The organism is Asticcacaulis sp. AC466 (genome assembly GCF_000495815.1).
GTDB lineage: Bacteria > Pseudomonadota > Alphaproteobacteria > Caulobacterales > Caulobacteraceae > Asticcacaulis.
The window spans coordinates 1-340 of sequence record NZ_AWGE01000064.1; the positions used below are offsets into that span (position 1 = coordinate 1).

Consider the following 340-nt stretch of genomic DNA (forward strand, 5'->3'; position numbering starts at 1 on the left):
CCGGCCAGTTGGGAGACATTCGCGCAGCCCTACCGCTTATCGCTCCTCTACCTAGAGCGCGAACTCTATCCGCAGATGCCGCCTATGACAGTGATGGCTTACGCCAATTCTTGGTGGAGCGTGGAACAATACCTGTCATTCCAAACAACAAAACGCGAAAGCGGTTCCATCCGTTCGATCCCATTGCTTACAAAAAGCGCAACCAGATCGAGCGGATGTTTTGCCGATTAAAGGACTGGCGACGCATCGCCACACGATACGATAAACTCGCAGCGAACTTTTCTGCTACCGTCGCTATCGCAATAGCAATCACATGGTGGGTTGATTGAGTCTCGAACCT

1 protein-coding gene is annotated in these 340 nt (G+C 52.1%); it reads left to right on the forward strand.

The annotated features are described in order from the left end of the window. Nucleotides 1-329: IS5/IS1182 family transposase (locus AEAC466_RS0123070; protein ID WP_023460312.1), on the forward strand; the 329-nt coding region annotated here is incomplete at its 5' end. Between the last annotated feature and the right edge of the window lie 11 nt (nt 330-340).